This is a genomic window from Streptomyces venezuelae (assembly GCF_008642315.1).
GTDB classification, from domain to species: domain Bacteria; phylum Actinomycetota; class Actinomycetes; order Streptomycetales; family Streptomycetaceae; genus Streptomyces; species Streptomyces venezuelae_D.
Genome location: NZ_CP029192.1, coordinates 2,937,947 through 2,958,647, shown reverse-complemented (window position 1 = coordinate 2,958,647; position 20,701 = coordinate 2,937,947). Strand labels below are relative to the sequence as shown.

Sequence of the window (20,701 nt, the reverse complement as noted above, 5' to 3'; positions counted from 1 at the left end):
GACCCAACACCCGGCTGAACCGCCGGGTGGTGACCCGAGGAGCCACCCTTGGCTGCTGAGCTGCATGTCGAGCTGGTCGCAGCGGACCGCAGTGTCTGGTCCGGTGAGGCCACCCTGGTCGTCGCGCGCACCACGTCCGGCGACATCGGCGTCATGCCCGGTCACCAGCCGCTGCTCGGTGTGCTGGAATCGGGCCCGGTGACCATTCGTACGAGTGACGGCGGCACGGTCGTGGCCGCTGTCCACGGAGGATTCATCTCCTTCGCGGACGACAAGCTGTCGCTGCTGGCCGAGATCGCGGAGCTGTCCGACGAGATCGACGTCAAGCGTGCGGAGCGGGCGCTGGAGCGCGCGAAGGGCGAGGCCGACGCCTCGGCCGAGCGTCGCGCCGACGTCCGACTGCGTGCGGTGGCGGCGCGCTGACCCCAGCGCGCGGCGTAACGTGACTCAGCCGCGGCCAGGTCCGGGAACAATCCGGACCGGGTCGCGGCTGAGGCAATGCGGGTGCAATGTATTGGTCCGTTGTCGGCCCTTCGGCCGACGGTAGAGGCGAGGAGGTCGGTGCCGATGATCCTCACTCTGCTCGTGTGCGGACTTGCTTTGATCGTGCTGGTGTTGGTGGGGCTCTTCGTCTTCGGCCTGCGGCGCCGGCTCATCCAGCGTTCCGGCGGCACCTTCGACTGCAGCCTGCGGTGGAACGCGCCCGACAAGGGCGACACCTCCGGCAAAGGCTGGGGGTACGGGGTCGCCCGCTACAACGGTGACCGCGTCGAGTGGTTCCGCGTCTTCTCCTACGCTCCCCGGCCGCGCCGGGTTCTCGAGCGCTCGTCCATCGAGGTCGTGGACCGCCGTGCCCCGGACGGTGAGGAGGAGCTGGCCCTGCTCTCCGACGCGATCGTCCTCGGCTGCCTCCACCGCGGCGCCCGCCTGGAACTGGCGATGAGCGAGGACGCCCTGACGGGATTCCTGGCGTGGCTGGAGGCGGCCCCGCCGGGCCAGCGCGTCAATGTGGCCTAGCCAGAGGTCTCGTACCGCATGAAGAAGCCGGGAAGACAAGGGGCGATCTTGTCTTCCCGGCTGCGTACTGGGGACGGTTACTTCAGACCGTCGTTGATCGCGGACACCAACTCCCCGTTGGCCGTGTCACCGCTGAACTCCCAGAAGAACGCACCGCCGAGCTTCTGGTCCTTGGCCCAGGCCATCTTGGACTTGACGGTCGCGGGCGTGTCGTAGGACCACCAGTTCGTGCCGCAGTGGGCGTACGCCGTACCCGCGATCGTGCCGTTGGACGGGCAGGAGTTCCTGAGGACCTTGTAGTCCTCGATGCCCGCCTCGTACGTGCCGGGCGCCGCCCCCGTCGCCGTGCCGCCCGGCTCCTTCTGGGTGACGCCGGTCCAGCCGCGGCCGTAGAAGCCGATGCCGAGCAGGAGCTTGGCCGACGGCACGCCCTTGGCCTTGAGCTTGGATATCGCGGCCGCGGAGTTGAAGCCGTCCTGCGGGATGCCCGGGTAGGACGTGAGCGGGGAGTGCGGGGCCGTCGGGCCCTTCGCCGCCCACGCGCCGAAGAAGTCGTACGTCATCACGTTGTACCAGTCGGCGTACTGCGAGGCGCCGCCGTAGTCGGCCGCGTCGATCTTGCCGCCGCTGGAGCCGTCCGCGGTGATCGCGGCCGTGACGAGGTTCTTGGAGCCGAACTCGTTGCGGAACGCCTGCATCATGGTCTTGAAGACGGCGGGGCCGCTGGTGTCACAGGACAGACCGCACGCGTTCGGGTACTCCCAGTCCAGGTCGATGCCGTCGAAGACGTCGGCCCAGCGCGGGTCCTCGACCAGGTCGTGGCAGGACTTGGCGAAGGCCGCCGGGTTCTTCATGGCGTCGGTGAAGCCGCCGGACCAGGTCCAGCCGCCGAAGGACCAGAGGATCTTGATGTTCGGGTACTTGGCCTTGAGCTTGCGCAGCTGGTTGAAGTTGCCGCGCAGGGGCTGGTCCCAGGTGTCCGCCACGCCGTCCACGGACTGGTCGGCGGTGTACGCCTTGTCGGTCGCCGCGTAGGCGTCGCCCATGGTGCACTTGCCGCCCTGGACGTTGCCGAAGCTGTAGTTGATGTGCGTGATCTTGCCGGCCGAGCCGGAGGACGCGATGTTCTTCGCGTGGTAGCTGCGCTGGTAGACGCCCCACTCGGTGAAGTAGCCGAGCTTGACCTTGTCGCCGGGCTCGGGGTCGGGGCCGCCGCCACCAGTGGTGCGGACCTTGACGGCGTCGCTGGCAGGACCCGTCTGGTCGGCGGTGTCACGGGCCTGGACGCTGTACGAGTAGTCGGTGCCCGCGGTCAGACCGCTGTCGCTGTACGAGGTGCCGGTGACCGTGGCGACCTTCGCTCCGTCGCGCAGGACGTCGTAGTTCTTGACGCCCTTGTCGTCGGTGGCGGCCTTCCAGTCGAGCTTCACACCGGTGTCGGTGATGCCGGACGCGGTCGGGGTGCCGGGGGCGCTCGGCGGGTTGTCGCCGGGGACGCTGCCGCCGTCGCAGCTGCCGCCGTTCAGGGTGCACTTGGAGGGGGCGCCGGGGCCGGTGCCGTTGAACCCGAAGGAGACCGAGGCGCCGGGGGCGAGCGTCCCGTTCCAGCCGAGGTTCTTGCCGGTCCAGCGGGTTCCGGAGTTGGTGACGGTGGCGTCCCAGGCCGAGGTCACCTTCGTGTCGGAGGGGAAGTCCCACTGGACGTTCCAGGAGCTGAGCGTGGTGGTGCCGGTGTTCTTGATCGTCCACTTGCCCTCGAAGCCGCTGCCCCAGTCCTGGGTCTTGGCGTACGTGGCGGTGGCCTCGGGGGCGGCGTCGGGCGCCGCGTCGGCGGGGCCGCCGAGGGCGACGAGGGTGGCGAGCGGGAGAAGCAGGGTCGTCACTCCCGCCACGGCTTTGTGTCTGAATCTGAGTCTCGGGCGAGTGCTGTTCGTCGTGAAGCGCACGAGTGCTCCTCGGGTGAGTTCCGGGGGTCTTAGGGGCTTGGACCCTGCGCCGCCCGTGAGCACGTGGAACACGTGGGGGAGTGCTCACCGCAGTGCGGTGAGAATAGAAAGGTCTGGACCAGCGGTCAAGAGGTCTGAACCATTGGCCGGATCGCGACGGCCCGGCGCCCCCGGTTCCGCTTCAGACGCCCAACTCCTGCGCCAGTACGGCCGCTTGCACCCGGCTACGCAGTTCCAGCTTGCCCAGCATGCGGCTGACGTGCGTCTTCACCGTCGCCTCCGCCATCGTGAGACGGGCCGCGATCTCCGCGTTCGACAGACCCTCACCGATGCAGGAGAGCACCTCGCGTTCGCGCCGCGTGAGGCTCTCCAGGATCGCGGGGTCCGGCGCGTTCTCGTCGCGTACGGCTCTCGTGGGAGCGGCGAACTCGGAGATCAGCCGGCGGGTGACGGCAGGCGCGATCAGGCCCTCGCCGCGCGCGACCGTGCGCACCCCTTCGATGAGGTCCTTCGCCTCCGTGTTCTTCAGGAGGAACCCGGACGCCCCCGCCCGCAGCGCCCCGAACACGTACTCGTCGAGGTCGAAGGTGGTCAGGACGAGCACGTCCGCCAGCTGCTCGGCGACGACCTGCCGGGTCGCCGACACCCCGTCCAGGCGCGGCATCTGTACGTCCATCAGGACCAGGTCGGGGCGGAGCTCGCGGGCGAGCACGACGGCCTGCTCGCCGTCCGCCGCCTCGCCGACGACCTCGATGTCGGACGCGCTGCGCAGGATCAGGACGAGTCCCGCGCGCACTGCCGACTGGTCCTCGGCGACCAGTACCCGGATCATTCCTTGGCTCCTTCGTCCGCCGGTTCGACGGGCAGGGTCGCGAAGACGCTCCACACCTTGCCGTCAGGGGTGCTCTCGGGGCCCGATTCGAAGGTGCCGCCGAGGAGATCGGTGCGCTCGCGCATGCCGACGAGGCCGGCGCCGGAGCCGGGGGCGCGCGGCCCCGAGGGGTCCCCGTACGGGGAGGTCACGCGGACGGTCAGGGCGCGCGGCCGCTGGGTGAGGGTCACGGTGACGAGGCCGGGGGACGCGTGCTTGAGGGCGTTCGTCAGGGACTCCTGCACGATGCGGTACGCCGCGAGCTCGACCGGCGCGGGCAGCTTGGGGCCCTGCGGATCGCGGGCGTCGTCGAGCGTGACGTCCAGGCCGTTGGTGCGGGCGCCCGCGACGAGGGCGGCCAGGCCGTCCAGGGTGGGCGCGGCCGCGGGCTCCAGGTCGCCGGTCTGGTCGCGCAGGATGCCGATGAGCCGGCGCATCTCCGCGAGGCCCTCGACGCTGTTCTCGCGGATGACGGCGAGGGCGTCCTTGCTGGTCTTCGGATCGTCGAGGGAGAGCGCGGCCGTCGAGTGGATGGCGATCGCCGACAGGTGGTTGGCGACCATGTCGTGCAGCTCCCTGGCCATCCTGGCGCGCTCGGCGCCCACGGCCTGGACCCGGTCCATCTCGGCGAGCAGCGCGGTCTGCTCGGCCCGCAGCTTCGCCGCGGCGGTGGCCTCGCGGTGGTTGCGCACCAGGACGCCGGTGGCGGCGGGCGTGAAGGCCACGATGCCGGTCGCGACGCCGAGGAGGACGGCCTGGGGGTCCTGCCACCAGGCGAGGAAGGCCACGGTCATGGCCACCGTGATGACGCCCGACGTGATCGGGATGCGGCGGGCGGCGGCCGGGGAGCCGTACACCACGGCCGCGTACATGATGTCCGTGAACATCAGGATCGACGCGAGGTTGCCCGCCGTGAACTGGTCCGTCACCAGCGCGAACGTGGCCATCACCAGCGCGAACTGAGGCTTGGTGCTGCGCAGCAGTTCGAGCCCCGCAAGGACGAGGAGCGGGAGCAGCGCCCAGGTGCTGCCCAGCGGCCGGTCCGTCTGCGCGTTCAGCCCGAGCGCCCACAGCGCGAGCCCGCACAGCAGGCTGGCCGCGGCGATCTGTACGTCGACGCGTTGCGGGCGGGGCAGGGACAGGGCCATGCCCCCATCCAACACGGCGGACCGGGCATCCTGCCTGGTCCTGGGGGAGGAACCCGGCGCTACATCGAAGGATGCAGTCCCACTTCGTCACTGCCGACGATGATCCGCGGCGACCGGCGGGCGAACCTTGAGGGGTGAACGGGGGAGCGAACGTGAGGAGAGCGCTGTGATCGTCGCGCTGATCATCATCTGCGAGGTCGGTTTCTGGGTCCTGCTGGCCGCCGGGCTCGCCACCCGCTATCTGCTGCGCATGCCGCGCCTGGGCATCGCGATCCTGTTGTGCGAGCCGCTGCTCGAACTCGTGCTCCTGGTGGTGACCGCGCTCGACCTGAAGAACGGCGCCGACCCCAGCTGGAAGCACGGCCTCGCGGCGCTGTACATCGGCTACACCGTGGGGCACGGCCACCGCACCGTGAAGTGGCTCGACGGCCACGCGGCGCACCGCTTCAACGGCACGCCGGTGCCGCGCCCGCCGCGCTACGGCAAGGCCCGCGCCCTGCACGAGGCGAAGGTCTGGTTCGGCTCGGTCATCGGCGCGGCCGTCGCGAGCGGGCTGCTGCTGCTCGCCATGTGGTACGTCGACGACCCCGACCGCACCACCTCGCTGCAGGGCTGGATGTACACGGCGTGGCGCACGGCGGGCATCCACGGTCTGATCGCGCTCAGCTACTCGCTCTTCCCGAAGAAGGCCCCGGCCCCCGAGCGCGAACGCACGCGAGTGTGAGCGCTACCGCTCGCCGCCCGGCACCCACAGCACGTCCCCGACCGCCTTGTTCGCCGTACGCGCGAGGATGAAGAGGAGGTCGGAGAGGCGGTTGAGGTAGGTCGCGGTCAGCGGGTTCATCGTGTCGCCGTGGACCTCGAAGGCCGCCCACGTCGACCGCTCGGCGCGCCGCACCACCGTGCAGGCCTGGTGCAGCAGCGCCGCACCCGGCGTACCCCCTGGCAGGATGAAGCTGCGCAGCTTCTCCAGCTCCTCCAGGAAGCGGTCGCAGTCCCCCTCCAGCTTGTCGATGTAGGACTGCTCGACGCGCAGCGGCGGGTACTTCGGGTCCTCCACGACCGGCGTGGAGAGGTCGGCGCCCACGTCGAAGAGGTCGTTCTGGACGCGTACGAGGACCTTCACCACCTCCGCGTCGAGCTGCCCGAGCGCGATCGCCGAGCCGATGGCCGCGTTGGCCTCGTTGGCGTCGGCGTACGCCGAGATGCGCAGATCGGTCTTGGCGGTGCGGCTCATGTCCCCGAGGGCCGTCGTGCCCCGGTCGCCGGTCCTGGTGTAGATGCGCGTCAGATTGACCATGCGGCCAGCCTAGTTATGCTCCGGCCCGCCTGAAGACACGTGTGCCCACCGTCACGGAGACCAGGACGAAGGCGAGGGCCATCAGGACGCCGTACAGCATGGTCGTGGTCGCGTAGTCGCCCACGTATCCCGCGCGCACCGCGTCGACGAGGTAGCGGAACGGCATGAAGTGGGAGAGGACGTCGAGCCAGGCCGGCGCGAGCGCCATCGGCAGCATCAGGCCGGAGAGCAGCATCGAGGGCATGCTCACCGCGTTGACGGCGGGCCCGAACTCGTGCGGCTTGTCGACCTTCATGGCCAGCGCGTACGACAGCGAGGCGAGACCGGCCGCCAGGAGCCCCACGAACGCGAAGCCGATGAGGATGCCCGCGATCGGCGCCCTGAGCCCCATCGCCAGCGAGGCGAGCACGAGCAGCACCGCCTGGAAGACGAAGAGCGCGGCGTCGCGCAGGATCCGCCCGAGGAGCAGCGCGAGACGGCTCACGGGCGTCACCCGCATCCGCTCCACCACGCCGAACTGCTTCTCGATGATGAGCGCGAACCCGCTGAACGTGGCGCCGAACAGGCCGAGTTGGAGCAGCAGGCCCGGTACGAGCACCTGCCAGGAGTCGCCGTCGGAGCCGAGCGGCAGATCGGTGAGGAGCGGGCCGAAGAGGAGGAGGTAGAGCAGCGGGGTGAGGACGCCGAACAGGATCTGGAACTTGGAGCGCAGGGTCTGCCGGGCGTACCGCCCGAAGATCAGGGCGGTGTCGGCGAGCAGTGCAGGCATGGTGGGGGTCCCGGATGGTGAGGGTCAGACGGCGACGGGGGTCGTATCCTTCGGCGCGATGTCGCGCCCGGTGATGGCGAGGAACGTGTCCTGGAGGGTGGCGTCGATCGAGCCGCCGTACCGGAGCTTGAGTGCGCTCGGTGTGCCCTCGGCGACGACGACGCCCCGGTCGACGACGACCAGACGGTCGGAGAGCGCGTCGGCCTCGTCGAGGTAGTGCGTGGTGAGGAAGACGGTCGTGCCGTGGTCGTCGCGTAGCTTGCGCACCAGCTGCCACAGGTCGGCCCGGCTGCCCGGGTCGAGTCCGGTGGTCGGTTCGTCGAGGAAGAGAACCTCGGGCCGGTGGGTGAGTCCCAGGGCGATGTCGAGCCGCCTGCGCTGGCCGCCGGAGAGTGCCGCGCAGGGCCGCTCCATCAGCTCGGTCAGGCCGAGGTCGTGTGCCAGTTCCTCCGCGCGGGCCGCCGCCTGAGCCTTCGTCAGGCGGTAGAGCCTGCCCTGGGTGACGAGTTCCTCGCGTACGGAGATGCTCAGGTCGACGCCGCCGGACTGGGCGACGTACCCGATCCTCTCGCGGACGCCCTCGGGGTCCTTCGCCAGATCGCGGCCTGCGACGGTGGCGGCGCCGCCGGTGGGCGGGAGCAGCGTGGTCAGCATGCGCAGGGTCGTGGTCTTGCCCGCGCCGTTCGGCCCGAGGAAGCCGAGGATCTCGCCGGGCTCGACGCGCAGGTCGATGCCGCGCACGGCGTCGACGGGGCCGCCCTTGGTCTGGAAGGTCCGGGCGAGCCCGGAGGTGCTGATGATTGCCATGCCGTCCACAAAAACAGAGTCGCTGAAATTTTGCAATGCCTCCAAAATTATGAACCGCCCCAAGTTTGCGTGCACCGCAAAATTTGGGAGTCTCTAGGATGGGGCCATGAGTGAGGGCCTGCGGGAGCGCAAGAAGAGGCAGACGAAGCAGCGGATCTCGGACATCGCGACCGGGCTCTTCCTGGAGCACGGGTTCGTCACCGTGACCATCGCCGAGATCGCGGACGCCGCGGACGTCTCGGTCAACACGGTCTACAACTACTTTCCGGCCAAGGAGGACCTGTTCCTCGACCGGGGCGACGACGTCGTCGACCGCCTCTCCCGGTACGTGCGGGGCCGCCGCGACGGAGAATCCGCCGCCGACGCCGTCCTGCGCGAGCTGCGCGCCGACGTGGAGGGCGTCTCGCCGGCCGTCGGGCTCTTCCCCGGCTGGGCCGACTTCATGAAGGTCATCACCGAGGCGCACGCCCTGCGCTCACGACTCTGGGCGATCCAGCAGGAGGCCCTCGACCGGCTCACGGCCACCCTCGCCGAGGAGACCGGGGCCGCCGATGGCGACCCGCTCCCCGGCCTCGTCGCCGGACAGCTCTCCTGGGTCCACAGCACGCTCATGGCGTGGATCGGCGACGAGATGTCCAAGTGCCGCGAGCCCGCCGAGGTCTCCCGCGAAGCCCTCGCGCTGCTCGACGAGATGGAGGACCTGCTGAGCCGGAAGGTGCTCAACTACGCGCCGCGCGCCGCCGAATGACACGTACCAGTGTGACGTCCGTCATTTGAGACGTGACGCGCATCTCCTTACCACCACAGGCGCGCCCACGGCCGCTAACGTGCGCCGAGAAGGCATACGTGAACAGCGTGCAAGCCAAGCGTGACAAGCGGTAGGGGAGTCGGAACAGTGGCACGGAAGCTCGCCGTCATCGGAGCCGGACTCATGGGGTCCGGCATCGCTCAGGTCTCCGCCCAGGCGGGCTGGGACGTCGTCCTGCGCGACGTCACCGATGAGGCCCTGACCCGCGGCACCGACGGGATCAAGGCGTCGTACGACAAGTTCGTGAGCAAGGGCAAGCTCGCGGCCGAGGACGCGGAGGCCGCGCTCGGACGCATCACGACCACCACCGACCTGGACGCCGTCGCCGACGCGGACATCGTCGTCGAGGCCGTCTTCGAGAAGCTCGAGGTCAAGCACGAGATCTTCCGCACGCTCGACAAGCTCGTGCGCGACGACGCCGTGCTCGCCTCCAACACCTCCGCCATCCCGATCACCAAGATCGCGGCCGTGACGGAGCACCCGGAGCGCGTCGTCGGCGCCCACTTCTTCTCGCCCGTCCCGATGATGCAGCTCTGCGAGCTGGTGCGCGGCTACAAGACCAGCGACGAAACCCTCGCCCGCACCCGTGAGTTCGCCGAGTCCGTCGGCAAGACCTGCATCGTCGTCAACCGCGACGTCGCCGGCTTCGTGACGACCCGGCTCATCTCCGCGCTCGTCGTCGAGGCCGCCAAGCTCTACGAGTCGGGCGTCGCCACCGCCGAGGACATCGACATCGCCTGCAAGCTCGGCTTCGGCCACGCCATGGGGCCGCTCGCGACCGCCGACCTCACGGGCGTCGACATCCTGCTGCACGCCACGAGCAACATCTACACGGAATCCCAGGACGAGAAGTTCGCGCCGCCGGAGCTGATGCGCCGGATGGTTGACGCCGGTGACATCGGGCGCAAGAGCGGGCAAGGGTTCTACAAGCACTGAACCAGCACTGACGTACGCCGTCTGACGCCCCGTCGGACGCTTCGGCGCCCGGCGGGTCACCCCTCGGAGTGAATTCGGTATCGGTTCGCTTACAGACGGCAACTTCCTCGCCCATGCGGCAGTCAGTTGCAGTGACATACGCAGACGCCTTACGTATCGGGCGCCACAGCAGACACAGCACTCACAGCACTCTCGGGGAGCGCATATGCACATCAGGGGCGACCAGGCCCAGCTGGTCGTCGGGGGACGCCTCGACGTACGCAGCGCGGCGGACGCCCGCACGGTCCTGCACTCGGCCGTCGACGACGGCGCCGGCGACCTGGTGCTCGACCTGTCCGAACTCGACTCGTGGGACGCCACGGGCCTCGGCGTCATCATGGGCGCCCACCGCCGTGCCGGACGCTGCGGACGCAGACTCGTCCTGCGCCACGTACCGCCGCAGATGCAGCGCCTCCTCGTGGCGACCCGGCTGCACCGCATCCTCGCCATCGAGGGCGGCATCGGAGTCGAATCGCTCCCCAGAGTTTGACCGCACAATCCTCACGAACCTGTGACGTCTCGGACGGGGCGGTACCCCGCCCTCCCGTAGATACTGAGCAAAGGTCTAGGGTTCGGTGGCCACCGATATACGGACCCGCACGGAGGCGCCGGACCAGAAGCGACAGCGCAGTGTGCACGAAGGCCGGAGGGGGCTCTGCACACCACGCATCTGGGGGGCTAGGACCATGGACCCGATGAACCGGGGATCCGAAGAGTACGGCCACGGCGGCATCGACGACGACGGCTCGGCGCGCTCCGGACGCCCACCGCGCGAACCCTTGACACCCGATTTCGGGCAGCCCGCACCCGCGCTCGCCCGCACCGTCCAGCTCGTCTCCGGCGACTTCCTGCTCACCGTCAACCCCGTCGACGGCAGCGAGATCGAACCCTGCCCGCCCGGTGAACGCCCCGCCGCGCCCGGCAAGCGCTCCGCCGCCGACCGCGCGGAGCTGCGCCGCGCCTCGATGCCGCCCGTGCCGCCGGGGCCCGCACTGCCCAGGCTGCCGCTCCTGGAGCGCCAGGAAGAGCGTGAGCGGCTCGTACGGCTCCTCGCGCGCGGCCGCTCGGTCCGGCTGACCGGACCCGCCGGTTCGGGCCGCACGGCGCTCCTGAGCGCCGTCGCCGACGACTGCGCGGACCTCGCCCCCGACGGCGTCGTCCGCCTCTCCGGCTACCGCAGGACACCCGGCGAGCTGCTCCACGACCTCTTCGCCGCCGTCCACGACGCGCCGCTGCACCGCCCCGAACGCGCCCAGCTCCTCGAGCACGTCCACGAGATCGGCGCGGTCGTCGTCCTCGACGACCTCGAATTCGGCGGCGCCGCCCTCGACGAGCTGCTCGACGCGACACCCGAATGCGCCTTCCTCGTCGCCACCACGCCCGACGTGGCGGCGCCCTCCGCCGACTCCCACCTCGAAGAGGTCTTCCTCGGCGGCCTCGGCCGCGGCGGCGGCCTCGAACTCCTGGAGCGCGCCGTCGGCCGCGTCCTCGACGACGAGGAGGCCAACTGGGCCGGCGACCTGTGGTTCGAGTCCGAGGGCCTGCCGCTGCGCTTCGTCCAGGCCGGTGCCCTGCTCCGCCAGCGCGACCAGCTCCGCGCCGACCCGCACGCCTTCGAGGAGAACGGCTACTTCGTCGACACCCCCGTCGACGCACCCTTCGACGCCGGTTCCGACGAGCACGACGTACCTCTGCCCTCCCTCGCCGACGGCGCCGCGCCCGCGGCGCTGCTCGCCTCACGGCTGAGCCCGTCCGCCCGCGCCACCCTGAAGTTCGCCGTCGCCCTCGGCGGCGAACTGCCGCACCAGGCCCACCTGCCCGCCCTCGTGGGCGACACCCACGCCGACGCGGCCCTCGCCGAGCTCGTCGGCTGCGCCCTGGTCACCCCCGTCGGCGCGCACTACCGCCTCGCCGCCGGGGTCCGCACCCAGCTGGAGGCCGTCGGGTACGCGGAGGAGGCCGCCGAGTACGCCCTGGGCGCCGCCCAGCACTACGCCTGGTGGTCCGGGCACCCCTCCGTCACCCCCGAGCGGGTCGCCGCCGAGGCGGACTCCGTCCAGGCCGCCCTCGCCGCGCTGGTCGCCACCGAGAGCGGCGCGGCCGTGCTGCTCGCCCGCACCGCGGCGCCCGCCTTCGCGGGTGGGCTCGACTGGGGCGCCTGGGAGCGTGCCCTGCGCTCCGGACAGGAAGCGGCACGGAACGCGGGCGAGGTCGCCGAAGAGGCGTACTTCCATCACGAGCTGGGCATCCTCGCGCTCTGCGGCGGACAGCTCGACCGGGCCCGCGCCGAGCTGGAGGCGTCCATAGGCCTGCGCGGCGCGCTCGCCGACAAGCGCGGCATGATCTCCGGGCGCAGGGCCCTCGCGCTGGTCGCCGACCGCTCGGGCGGCGCGCTGCCCGGCGGGCGCACGGCGGCGGGCGAAGAGGTGCCCGACGCGCGCTACGAGGAATCGGCGTCGCCGCCCGGCGGCATCCCCGCCACGTTCACCCCGTCCGCGGCCGCGTTCTCCCGGCCCGCGCCGCCCCCGGAGCCGGAGACGCTCGTCACCAGCAGGGCGACGCCGGCGCCCGGCGCGAGCCCCGCGCCGAGCCGCCGCTCCGTTCTCAGCGGCACCCGCCGCAACCTCGTCGCCGCGGGCGCCGGAGCCCTGCTCGTCGCCGTACTCGGCACCGTCGTCACCCTCGGCGCCACGTCCGACAACAACGATCCGCAGAACGACAAGGTCACCACGGAGCAGTCGGCGAAGGAGGACCGCGACGACGGCGGCCTCACCGCCGACGAGCCGCGGGAGGACTCCACGAACCGCCCCGGCACACCCGGCGAGGACGGCGTCACCGGCACGTCCGACGACCCGACGCCGAGCGACAGCGGCAAGCCCTCGGACAAGCCGAGCGAGAGCGACGAGCCGTCGGGTACGCCGTCAAAGCCCTCGGACAAGCCGACGAAGCCGACCGACAAGCCGACCAAGCCCACGGACAAGCCCACCAAGCCGACCGACAAGCCGACTCCGCCGACCACACCCCCGACGACCCCGCCGACCACTCCGCCCACGACCCCGCCGACGACGCCTCCCGACGAGGAGTCGCCGCCGACCTCGCCCGACAACTCGAACTCGGCGAGCGGCCCGGGGGCCGAGGACAGGATCTGACGGGAGATCTGACGGGGGTCAGAACAGCCGCAGCTTGTCGTCCTCGATGCCGCGCAGCGCGTTGTAGTCGAGGACGGTGCAGCCGATGCCGCGGTCCGTGGCGAGGACGCGCGCCTGCGGCTTGATCTCCTGGGCGGCGAAGATGCCCCTGACGGGCGCCAGGTGCGGGTCGCGGTTCAACAGCTCCAGGTACCGGGTGAGTTGCTCGACGCCGTCGATCTCGCCGCGGCGCTTGATCTCGACGGCGACGGTCTGCCCGTCGGCGTCGCGGCAGAGGATGTCCACCGGGCCGATCGCCGTCATGTATTCGCGGCGGATGAGCGTATATCCGTCACCGAGCGTCTCGATCCGGTCGGCGAGCAGCTCCTGAAGGTGCGCTTCCACGCCGTCCTTGATGAGGCCGGGGTCGACCCCGAGCTCGTGCGACGAGTCGTGGAGGACTTCCTCCATCGTGATGATGAGCTTCTCGCCCGCCTTGTTCACGACGGTCCACACGCCGGCGTCGTCCCCGGACCCCTCCTTCAAGGTGCAGGGCGGAGACATCCAGTTGAGCGGTTTGTAGGCCCTGTCGTCCGCGTGGATCGAGACGCTGCCGTCCGCCTTCACGAGGATCAGACGGGGCGCCGACGGGAGATGGGCGGTGAGCCGGCCCGCGTAGTCCACGGAGCATCGGGCAATGACGAGACGCATGGGGCGCAACGCTACTCGACTCGGGGCGGTGTACGCGATTCGCCCGCCCCGGTCCCGTCACCCCCGCGCTGAAGAGGCGACTTGTCCGTCGATGGACCTGTTCGATCCTGGCCGGTTATGCGCCCAATCTCCTGGTGCCCGCACCGCGCGGTGCCTACCGTAGAAGCTGGAGGTCGTCGTCCGTGCACGCTGCGTAGGCGGGCTCCCATCCCTGTCCGTAGGCCCCCGCTCCCCGGGGGTGCGAGAGGAGAACCCATGTCGCTCGACGTCTCACCGGCACTGTTGGAACAGGCCGAGCGAGGCGAGGTGGACGAAGCAGAATTCGTCGACTGCGTCCGGACCTCCCTGCCTTACGCATGGGAGATGATCAGCTCACTGGTGGCCCAGCTGAAGGTCGACGGCGGCGAGTTCGCCGACAACCAGACCCCGCCGCCGGACGAGCAGGCGCGTGGCCAGTTGCTGCGCGCGCTCGCGAGTGACGCGATTCGCGGTGCTCTGCAGAGGCATTTCGGAGTGCGTCTGGCATTCCAGAACTGTCACCGTGTGGCAGTGTTCCCGCTTGACCCGGCGGTTGACGACCGGCTCGCCCGCTTCACCTCGATCCGGGGCCAGCTGCTCAACCAGTCGCCCGAACTCCGGGACTGCTGACGCCTGTTGCTGCCGCTCCGTACGCGGGAGGTGTTTCAGTCCGGAGCGGCAGCTCCTCAGGCGGACGGCGGAGCCCGGCTCCGCTCGGGTTCTCAGCCGAGCTGGGGCAGCACTTCGGCGCCCAGCCGCCGCACGTTCTCCTCCGTGGCCGCGAGGTCGCCGGACCCCTCCACCAGAAGCGCGAAGCGTGTGATGCCGGTGCGCTCGGCGGTGGCGGCGAGACGGTCGGCGCACACCTGCGGAGTGCCCACGGGGTGCAGCCCGCAGAGCAACTCCGTGTACGCCACCGGGTCGCGCATGGCGCGATGCCTGCCGTCCACGGTCACATGGGCGTCCAGCCCCTGCTTCAGCCACCCCGGCATCGCCTTCTGTAATGCCTCGGCGGCGTCGAGCCGGCGGTCCGCGACCTGTGCGACACCGGCCGATACGTGGGGCGCCGCGGAGACCGTTTCCGGCGGATGCCCCGCAGCACGCGCGTGCCGATTCCACAAGGCCACCATTTCGGCCTTCTCGTCGTCGCCCACATGCATGCCGAGCAGCATGGGCAGACAGCGCTGCGCGGCGAGCCGCACGCTGGACGGCGACGTGCACGCGACGACCACCTCGGGACCGTCGGCGCCCTGGCCGTTCAGTGCCTCCTGCGGGCGCGGCACGACGGCGACCTCCCGGAACGCGAACCGCTCCCCGCTGCCCCCGACACGGGGCTCCCGCAACCAGCGCAGCAGCAGGTCGAGGGATTCGGGGAACCCCTTCTCGTACGCCTCGAGGCCCGCGCCGAACACTTCCAGGTCCACCCAGGGACCGCCGCGGCCGACGCCGAGCGAGAACCGGCCGCCGGTCGTCACGTGCAGCAGCGCCGCCTGCTCGCCGAGCGCCACGGGGTGCGCGGTCGGGAGTACGCTCACGGCAGTGCCGACGCGGATGCGCCGCGTCCGCCCGAGGATCAGCGCCGCGAGGGTCACCGCCGACGGACACGTGCCGTACGGCACGAAGTGGTGCTCGGCGAGCCAGACCGAATCGAGCCCCGCCTCCTCGGCCACCTCGGCGGACCGCACCGCGCGGTGCAGCGCCTCCCCCTGCCCCTGCCCGGGGAACTGGGCGGCCAGAACAAAACTACCTACTCGCATCGAACTCCTGCCTCCTTGGCGCCGACGCAGGCACTCCCCCTACGGGCAACAACGTGTGACACGTGCCAAAGGCACGGCCTGGCGAGAAGATTGTTTGATTTTCCGTGCAGTGGACGGGAATCGGCCCCTCGGAGCGGGCCGGGTACCCCGTGGTGCGGCGCGTAGGCTGGTCACACCCCTGACCGCCGTACAGCCCGTGAGGTGTTTCCGTGTCCCCGCGTCGCAACCGCCCCAAGGGCGCCGGAGAGCCGAGCCGAGCGACATCGACGGGTGCGGAGCCCCCGGGGCGCTACGGCGGCTTCCAGAGCACCGAGAGCTGGCAGGGCGAGGAGTGGAGCGTGCGCCACGTCGCGGGCGCGAGCGCCGCGGGCAAGCGGTACCGCTGCCCGGGCTGCGACCAGGAGATCCCGTCGGGCCTCGCGCACGTGGTGGCCTGGCCCGAGCACTCCGGCGTCGACGAGCGCAGGCACTGGCACAAGGCGTGCTGGAACGCGAAGGACCGCCGCACCACGCGGGTGCAGCGGTCCCGTAACGCGCCGAGGTACTAGCGCCTCGTACGCCTCGTGCCCGTACGGCTATACGTCGCGCTTCTCCAGGAGCGCGAACGCGCCGGCGACGGCGACCAGGGTGACGACGACGAGCAGCGTCAGCTGCGATCCGCCGCTGGCGCCCGTGTCGTCCGCGCCGAAGATCTTGGCGAGGGCCGTGATGGCGTTGTAGTCGTTCATCTTCTCGCCGAGCGGCTGCGTGCTCTCCCAGATCATCAGGAACCCGCCGAGGATCGCGGGCAGCAGCACCACGCCGAGCATCGCCGTGATGGCGCCCGCGGAGTGCCGCAGCATCGAGCCGACGGCGAGCGCGAGCACGCCGAGCAGCGAGACGTACAGGCCGCCCTTGAAGACCGTCCCCGCCCAGGGGAGGTCGCCGGCCTCGGGGCCGCTGTTGGCCGCCGACGCGGCCAGGCCCACCAGGAGGATGGACCCCGCGGACACGACGAAGGCGACCACGAAGAAGATCAGGATCTTCGCGGTGAGGACGCGGTGGCGCTGCGGCGACGCGGTGAACGTCGTACGGATCATGCCCGTGCCGTACTCGGACGAGGTGACGAGCACGCCCAGCGTGATCAGGCAGATCTGCCCCAGCATCAGACCGAAGAAGGCTGGGACCGTGAACGGCATGTCCGCGTAGTCGGCCGGGTCGGTGTTGGCGACGGCGAGCAGGCCGATGCCGATGACCAGGAGCAGGAAGATGCCCAGGGTCCACATCGTGGAGCGGACCGACTTGATCTTCGTCCACTCCGAGGAGAGGGCGTTGCCGAGGTGGGTCTTCTTGACCGGGATCGGCGAGGTGTAGGCGTTCGCCATCGCCTGCTGCCAGGCGGAGGGCGGCGCGGGGGCGGCGGGCGCGGGTGCCATGGGGGCGCCCTGCATCGGGGCCCCCTGCACGGGGGCGCCCGCCTGTGCGTATGCCTGCTGGGGCTGCGCCTGCGGCTGCTGCTGCGGAGTCGGAGGCGTGGTCATCGCTGGTCCTCGCTGTCGCGCTTGGTCATGTCGGGGGCGGGGGCGGGCGCGGCGGCAGGGGCCGCGGGCGCGGCTGCCGGGGCCTGCTGCGGGGGAGCGGCGGCGTACGGGTTCGGCGTCCCGGGCGCGCCCTGCGGCTGCGGCATCGCGAACGGCTGACCGCCGGGCTGGGGCGGCGGCGGGGCGTACCAGCCGGGCTGGCCCTGGCCGGGCACCGGCGGCTGCTGGCCGGGCGGCAGGGCGCCGGGCGGCATCTCCTGCTGGAATCCGGCGCGCTGGTCGACCGTGGAGCGGTAGTCGACGGCGCCCTGCGTCATCCGCATGTACGCCTCCTCCAGCGAGGCCTGGTGCGGGGAGAGCTCCCACAGGCGGACGTCCGCGCCGTGCGCGAGGTCGCTGATGCGGGGGAGCGGCAGGCCCGTGACCCGGAGCGCGCCGTCCTGCTCGGGCAGCACCTGGCCGCCGGCCTCGGTCAGCGCGGCCGTCAGCTTCTCGCGGCCCGCGCTCTCGCCGTCCGGCGTCCGCACCCGCGCGAAGTCCGCGGAGTTGTGCGAGATGAAGTCCTTGACGCTCATGTCGGCGAGCAGCTGGCCGCGGCCGATCACGATCAGGTGCTCGGCCGTGAGGGCCATCTCGCTCATCAGGTGGGACGACACGAAGACCGTGCGTCCCTCGGCCGCGAGCGACTTCATCAGGTTGCGGACCCAGAGGATGCCCTCGGGGTCGAGGCCGTTGACCGGCTCGTCGAAGAGCAGCACCTGCGGGTCGCCGAGGAGCGCCGCCGCGATGCCGAGACGCTGGCCCATGCCGAGCGAGAAGCCCTTGGAGCGCTTCTTCGCCACGTCCTGCAGACCCACGACGCCGAGCACCTCGTCGACCCGGCGGGCCGGGATGCCGGAGAGCTGCGCGAGGCAGAGCAGGTGGTTGCGGGCGTGCCGGCCGCCGTGCACGGCCTTGGCGTCGAGGAGCGCACCGACCTGGCGCGGCGCGTTCGGCAGCTTGCGGTACGGATAGCCGCCGATCGTCACCTGCCCGCTGGTGGGCGCGTCGAGCCCCAGGATCATGCGCATCGTCGTCGACTTGCCGGAGCCGTTCGGCCCGAGGAAGCCGGTGACGGTTCCGGGCCGCACCTGGAAGGAAAGGTTGTACACGGCTGTCTTGGCGCCGTAGCGCTTCGTCAGGCCGACTGCCTCGATCATTCTCCGCACCCATCGAATGGTTCAGGACGTCGGGGCACACGCCCCCGTAAGGGTTAGGAGGATAACGGTGAGCTGACGGTTCCAGCCAAGAGCAAGTAAAACCGGCGCTTCACACGGAAGGGTGGGGCAGCTCAGTCCAGGGCAGCACCCAGCCCTCCTGCGCGAAGAGCAGTGTCCCCCGCGCGCGCAGCTCCGGGTCCGCGGCGGCCCTGCGCACCCAGGTGGCCGCGTCGGGGCCCAGCAGCTCGCGCAGCGGCGCGGACGCGTCGAGCAGCGCGTCCAGGAGCGCCGCCTGGTCGCCGCCGCCGGGCCGGGGGAGGCCGGTGAGCGGGTCGGCGAGGACGCCGCGCGCGCTGACGTAGACGGACGCGCCGGGGAGCCGCTCGCCGGACGGCAGCGTCATGGCGTACGCCTCGCCGGACAGCGGCATCCGCCGGTAATTGGGGAGTTCGGTGGCATCGACCGCGGGCAGCTGTGCGGGATCCAGCCACGAGACGACGAGTGTGCGCTGCTCCCCGGGGCGTGGGTAGGGCGCGGTCGCCACGTACCCGGCCCGGCCGATGTGCGCCGAGCAGCCCACGCCGAGGCCGCGCAGCCGCACGGGCACCATCGGCACGGTGCCGGCGATGCCGAGCCTGCCGAGCTTGTGGGCGAGCTGGCCGGGGGAGGCGTTCGAGCCGACGGCGAGCACGGGGTGACGTCCGGCGACGGGCGGCTGCCCGAGGGCGCCGAGGACGTCGTCGAGGGTGCGGCGGGGCCCACGGGGGCCGTCCACGGTCCACGCGCCGAGTCCGCCGGGGCGGGCGTGCAGCGGCAGCAGCTCGGTCCCGGTCAGCAGGGCGGGCGCGGTGACGGGCGGGCCGGGGTAGGTGAGGGGCTGCAGCGCGGGCACGCCGTCGAGGCCGAGCGCCGCGAGCCCGCGGTCCTGTGCCGTCACACGCCCCCCTGAAGTACCGCTACGCGTCCCGCTTCTTCAGCAGTACGTACCCACCGATCAGCGCGAGCACCACCCACGCCAGCATGATCGCGAGACCGCCCCACGGCCCGTACGGGGTGTCGTCGTCGAGCGGCGACTTGACCTGCATGATCTTGCTTCCGGCCTGGTCGGGCAGGAAGCGGCCGATCTTCTTCGTCGCCGAGACGTTGCCGAGGATGCTGGAGATGAGGAAGAAGAACGGCATCAGGATGCCGAGGGAGAGCATCGGGCTGCGCAGCATCGCCGCGACGCCCATCGAGAACACCGCGATCAGCGTCATGTAGAGCGCGCCGCCGATGACGGCGCGCAGCACGCCGGGGTCGCCGAGGTGCGCCTTGTAGGGCCCGAGCGCCCCTTGGCCCACGAAGAAGGCGAGGAAGCTGGTGACCAGGCCCACCACGAACGCGAGCAGCGTCGCCACGGCGATCTTGCCGAACAGGAAAGTGGCGCGCTGCGGGACCGCCGCGAGCGAGGTGCGGATCATGCCGGTGCTGTACTCGTTCGCGACGACGAGCACTCCGAAGACGATCATCGCGAGCTGGCCGAGGGACATTCCGGCGAAGCTGATGTACGTCGGGTCGAAGGTCAGCCGGTCCTTGGCGTCGAGGCTGTCGTAGTCGTTCTTGGACAGGATGCTGATCAACAGGCCGAGCGCGATCGTGACGACGCAGGCGAGGCCGAGCGTCCAGACGGTCGACGAGACCGAGCGGATCTTGGTCCACTCCGATTTCAGGACTTGTGCCGCGGCCATCGCTCAGCCCTCCTTCCGCTGCTGCCAGCCTTCGCCCCAGCCGCCGGGCGGCGGCGGTTGTGCCGTTCCGCCGTCCGTCCTGCCGTCCGTGTGCGCGTGGTACTCGACCGACTCCGCGGTGAGCTGCATGAAGGCTTCTTCCAGGGAGGCCTGCTGGGGACTGAGTTCGTGGAGGACCAGCTGATGGCTCGCGGCGAGTTCGCCGAGCGCCTCAGCCGGTGTCCCGTCCACTTCGAGGGCGCCGTTGCCCGCCTCGACCGCGGTGACGCCCGCCTCGTGCAGGACGTCGAGGAGGCGTTCGCGCTGCGGGGAGCGGAGCCGGACGTACGACCGGGAGTTCTGCCGGATGAAGTCGGACATCGACGTGTCGGCGAGGAGGCGGCCCTGTCCGATGACGACGAGATGGTCGGCGGTGAGCGCCATCTCGCTCATCAGGTGCGAGGAGACGAAGACCGTCCGCCCTTGCCCGGCAAGGGACTTCATCAGGTTCCTGATCCAGTGGATGCCCTCGGGGTCGAGACCATTGACGGGCTCGTCGAACATCAGGATCTCGGGGTCACCGAGGAGCGCCCCGGCGATGCCGAGGCGCTGGCCCATGCCGAGTGAGAAACCCTTGGCCTTCTTCTTCGCGACGGCGGTCAGGCCGACGGTGTCCAGGACCTCGGAGACGCGGGAGCGCGGGATGCCGTTGCTCTGCGCGAGGCAGAGGAGGTGGTTGAAGGCGCTGCGGCCGCCGTGCATCGCCTTGGCGTCGAGCAGGGCGCCGATGTACTTGAGGGGGTCCTTCAGCTGCGCGTAGTGCCGGCCGTCGATGCGGACGGACCCGGCCGACGGGTTGTCGAGGCCGAGCAGCATGCGCATGGTGGTGGACTTTCCCGCGCCGTTCGGCCCGAGAAAGCCGGTGACCATGCCCGGCCGCACGGTGAAGGTCAGGTTGTTGACGGCCACTTTCTCGCCGTACCGCTTGGTCAGCCCCTCGAGCTCGATCATGCGGCAACGC

The 20,701-nt window shown here is 70.9% G+C and carries 22 protein-coding genes; 9 read left to right on the top strand and 13 right to left on the bottom strand.

Features of this window, described 5'->3' with window-relative positions:
* Nucleotides 1-48: 48 nt before the first annotated feature.
* Entirely contained in the window at nt 49-423 is a 375-nt protein-coding gene (locus DEJ48_RS12340; RefSeq protein WP_150216176.1) for a F0F1 ATP synthase subunit epsilon, read from the top strand.
* A gap of 144 nt (nt 424-567) precedes the next feature.
* On the top strand, nt 568-1,017 hold the full coding sequence (locus DEJ48_RS12335) for a DUF2550 domain-containing protein (RefSeq protein WP_150216175.1): 450 nt from the start codon (nt 568-570) through the stop codon (nt 1,015-1,017).
* Between the two features lie 77 nt (nt 1,018-1,094).
* Here DEJ48_RS12335 and DEJ48_RS12330 read toward each other — a convergent pair whose 3' ends face one another.
* From DEJ48_RS12330 to DEJ48_RS12320, 3 genes are all read right to left on the bottom strand, one after another.
* Nucleotides 1,095-2,963 carry a glycoside hydrolase family 18 chitinase gene (locus tag DEJ48_RS12330; protein ID WP_150216174.1) on the bottom strand — a complete coding sequence of 623 codons (1,869 nt, stop codon included), beginning with the start codon at nt 2,961-2,963 and terminating at the stop codon, nt 1,095-1,097.
* Between the two features lie 181 nt (nt 2,964-3,144).
* Nucleotides 3,145-3,795 carry a response regulator gene (locus DEJ48_RS12325; RefSeq protein ID WP_150216173.1) on the bottom strand — a complete coding sequence of 217 codons (651 nt, stop codon included), beginning with the start codon at nt 3,793-3,795 and terminating at the stop codon, nt 3,145-3,147.
* A complete protein-coding gene (locus DEJ48_RS12320; protein WP_150216172.1) occupies nt 3,792-4,982 on the bottom strand; it encodes a sensor histidine kinase in 1,191 nt (396 codons plus the stop codon). The genes DEJ48_RS12325 and DEJ48_RS12320 overlap by 4 nt, the downstream gene beginning before the upstream one ends.
* Before the next feature lie 166 nt (nt 4,983-5,148).
* Between DEJ48_RS12320 and DEJ48_RS12315 the strand changes: the two genes are divergently transcribed.
* Nucleotides 5,149-5,706, top strand: coding sequence for a hypothetical protein (locus tag DEJ48_RS12315; RefSeq protein WP_150216171.1), 558 nt, complete (start codon nt 5,149-5,151; stop codon nt 5,704-5,706).
* A 3-nt stretch (nt 5,707-5,709) separates the two neighbouring features.
* Here DEJ48_RS12315 and DEJ48_RS12310 read toward each other — a convergent pair whose 3' ends face one another.
* The 3 genes from DEJ48_RS12310 to DEJ48_RS12300 are packed head-to-tail and all read right to left on the bottom strand — an operon-like array spanning nt 5,710 to nt 7,858.
* Nucleotides 5,710-6,282: a cob(I)yrinic acid a,c-diamide adenosyltransferase gene (locus DEJ48_RS12310; RefSeq protein ID WP_150216170.1), complete on the bottom strand. Its 573-nt coding sequence runs from the start codon at nt 6,280-6,282 to the stop codon at nt 5,710-5,712.
* A 13-nt stretch (nt 6,283-6,295) separates the two neighbouring features.
* The gene (locus tag DEJ48_RS12305) at nt 6,296-7,051 is read right to left on the bottom strand and encodes an ABC transporter permease (protein WP_150216169.1); all 756 of its coding nucleotides are present in this window, start codon (nt 7,049-7,051) and stop codon (nt 6,296-6,298) included.
* 24 nt (nt 7,052-7,075) lie between these two features.
* Nucleotides 7,076-7,858 carry an ABC transporter ATP-binding protein gene (locus DEJ48_RS12300; RefSeq protein WP_150216168.1) on the bottom strand — a complete coding sequence of 261 codons (783 nt, stop codon included), beginning with the start codon at nt 7,856-7,858 and terminating at the stop codon, nt 7,076-7,078.
* A 106-nt stretch (nt 7,859-7,964) separates the two neighbouring features.
* On the opposite strand from DEJ48_RS12300, the gene DEJ48_RS12295 reads away from it, so the two are divergent.
* From DEJ48_RS12295 to DEJ48_RS12280, 4 genes are all read left to right on the top strand, one after another.
* Nucleotides 7,965-8,606: a TetR/AcrR family transcriptional regulator gene (locus tag DEJ48_RS12295; protein ID WP_150216167.1), complete on the top strand. Its 642-nt coding sequence runs from the start codon at nt 7,965-7,967 to the stop codon at nt 8,604-8,606.
* 147 nt (nt 8,607-8,753) lie between these two features.
* Nucleotides 8,754-9,602 (top strand): 3-hydroxyacyl-CoA dehydrogenase family protein, encoded by an 849-nt coding sequence (locus DEJ48_RS12290; protein ID WP_150216166.1) that lies wholly within the window; start codon nt 8,754-8,756, stop codon nt 9,600-9,602.
* A gap of 205 nt (nt 9,603-9,807) precedes the next feature.
* Complete coding sequence (locus DEJ48_RS12285; protein WP_055696792.1) at nt 9,808-10,131, top strand: STAS domain-containing protein; 324 nt, start codon at nt 9,808-9,810, stop codon at nt 10,129-10,131.
* Between the two features lie 196 nt (nt 10,132-10,327).
* The gene (locus DEJ48_RS12280) at nt 10,328-12,790 is read left to right on the top strand and encodes an ATP-binding protein (protein ID WP_190537356.1); all 2,463 of its coding nucleotides are present in this window, start codon (nt 10,328-10,330) and stop codon (nt 12,788-12,790) included.
* Between the two features lie 18 nt (nt 12,791-12,808).
* On the opposite strand, the gene nucS is transcribed toward DEJ48_RS12280, so the two are convergent.
* The gene (gene nucS / locus DEJ48_RS12275; RefSeq protein WP_150216165.1) at nt 12,809-13,480 is read right to left on the bottom strand and encodes an endonuclease NucS; all 672 of its coding nucleotides are present in this window, start codon (nt 13,478-13,480) and stop codon (nt 12,809-12,811) included.
* A 255-nt stretch (nt 13,481-13,735) separates the two neighbouring features.
* On the opposite strand from nucS, the gene DEJ48_RS12270 reads away from it, so the two are divergent.
* Nucleotides 13,736-14,128 (top strand): SCO5389 family protein, encoded by a 393-nt coding sequence (locus DEJ48_RS12270; RefSeq protein WP_150172297.1) that lies wholly within the window; start codon nt 13,736-13,738, stop codon nt 14,126-14,128.
* 92 nt (nt 14,129-14,220) lie between these two features.
* Here the strand turns inward: DEJ48_RS12270 and DEJ48_RS12265 are convergent, their stop codons facing one another.
* Complete coding sequence (locus DEJ48_RS12265) at nt 14,221-15,255, bottom strand: LLM class flavin-dependent oxidoreductase (protein WP_150216164.1); 1,035 nt, start codon at nt 15,253-15,255, stop codon at nt 14,221-14,223.
* 209 nt (nt 15,256-15,464) lie between these two features.
* On the opposite strand from DEJ48_RS12265, the gene DEJ48_RS12260 reads away from it, so the two are divergent.
* The gene (locus tag DEJ48_RS12260; protein ID WP_150216163.1) at nt 15,465-15,803 is read left to right on the top strand and encodes an ATP/GTP-binding protein; all 339 of its coding nucleotides are present in this window, start codon (nt 15,465-15,467) and stop codon (nt 15,801-15,803) included.
* Between the two features lie 27 nt (nt 15,804-15,830).
* Here DEJ48_RS12260 and DEJ48_RS12255 read toward each other — a convergent pair whose 3' ends face one another.
* The 5 genes from DEJ48_RS12255 to DEJ48_RS12235 form a co-directional block, all read right to left on the bottom strand.
* The gene (locus tag DEJ48_RS12255) at nt 15,831-16,670 is read right to left on the bottom strand and encodes an ABC transporter permease (RefSeq protein WP_411757533.1); all 840 of its coding nucleotides are present in this window, start codon (nt 16,668-16,670) and stop codon (nt 15,831-15,833) included.
* A gap of 101 nt (nt 16,671-16,771) precedes the next feature.
* A complete protein-coding gene (locus DEJ48_RS12250; RefSeq protein WP_150216162.1) occupies nt 16,772-17,974 on the bottom strand; it encodes an ABC transporter ATP-binding protein in 1,203 nt (400 codons plus the stop codon).
* A gap of 109 nt (nt 17,975-18,083) precedes the next feature.
* Complete coding sequence (locus DEJ48_RS12245) at nt 18,084-18,911, bottom strand: hypothetical protein (RefSeq protein ID WP_150216161.1); 828 nt, start codon at nt 18,909-18,911, stop codon at nt 18,084-18,086.
* A 19-nt stretch (nt 18,912-18,930) separates the two neighbouring features.
* The gene (locus DEJ48_RS12240; protein WP_150216160.1) at nt 18,931-19,701 is read right to left on the bottom strand and encodes an ABC transporter permease; all 771 of its coding nucleotides are present in this window, start codon (nt 19,699-19,701) and stop codon (nt 18,931-18,933) included.
* 3 nt (nt 19,702-19,704) lie between these two features.
* Nucleotides 19,705-20,691: an ABC transporter ATP-binding protein gene (locus DEJ48_RS12235; RefSeq protein WP_150216159.1), complete on the bottom strand. Its 987-nt coding sequence runs from the start codon at nt 20,689-20,691 to the stop codon at nt 19,705-19,707.
* Nucleotides 20,692-20,701: the final 10 nt, after the last annotated feature.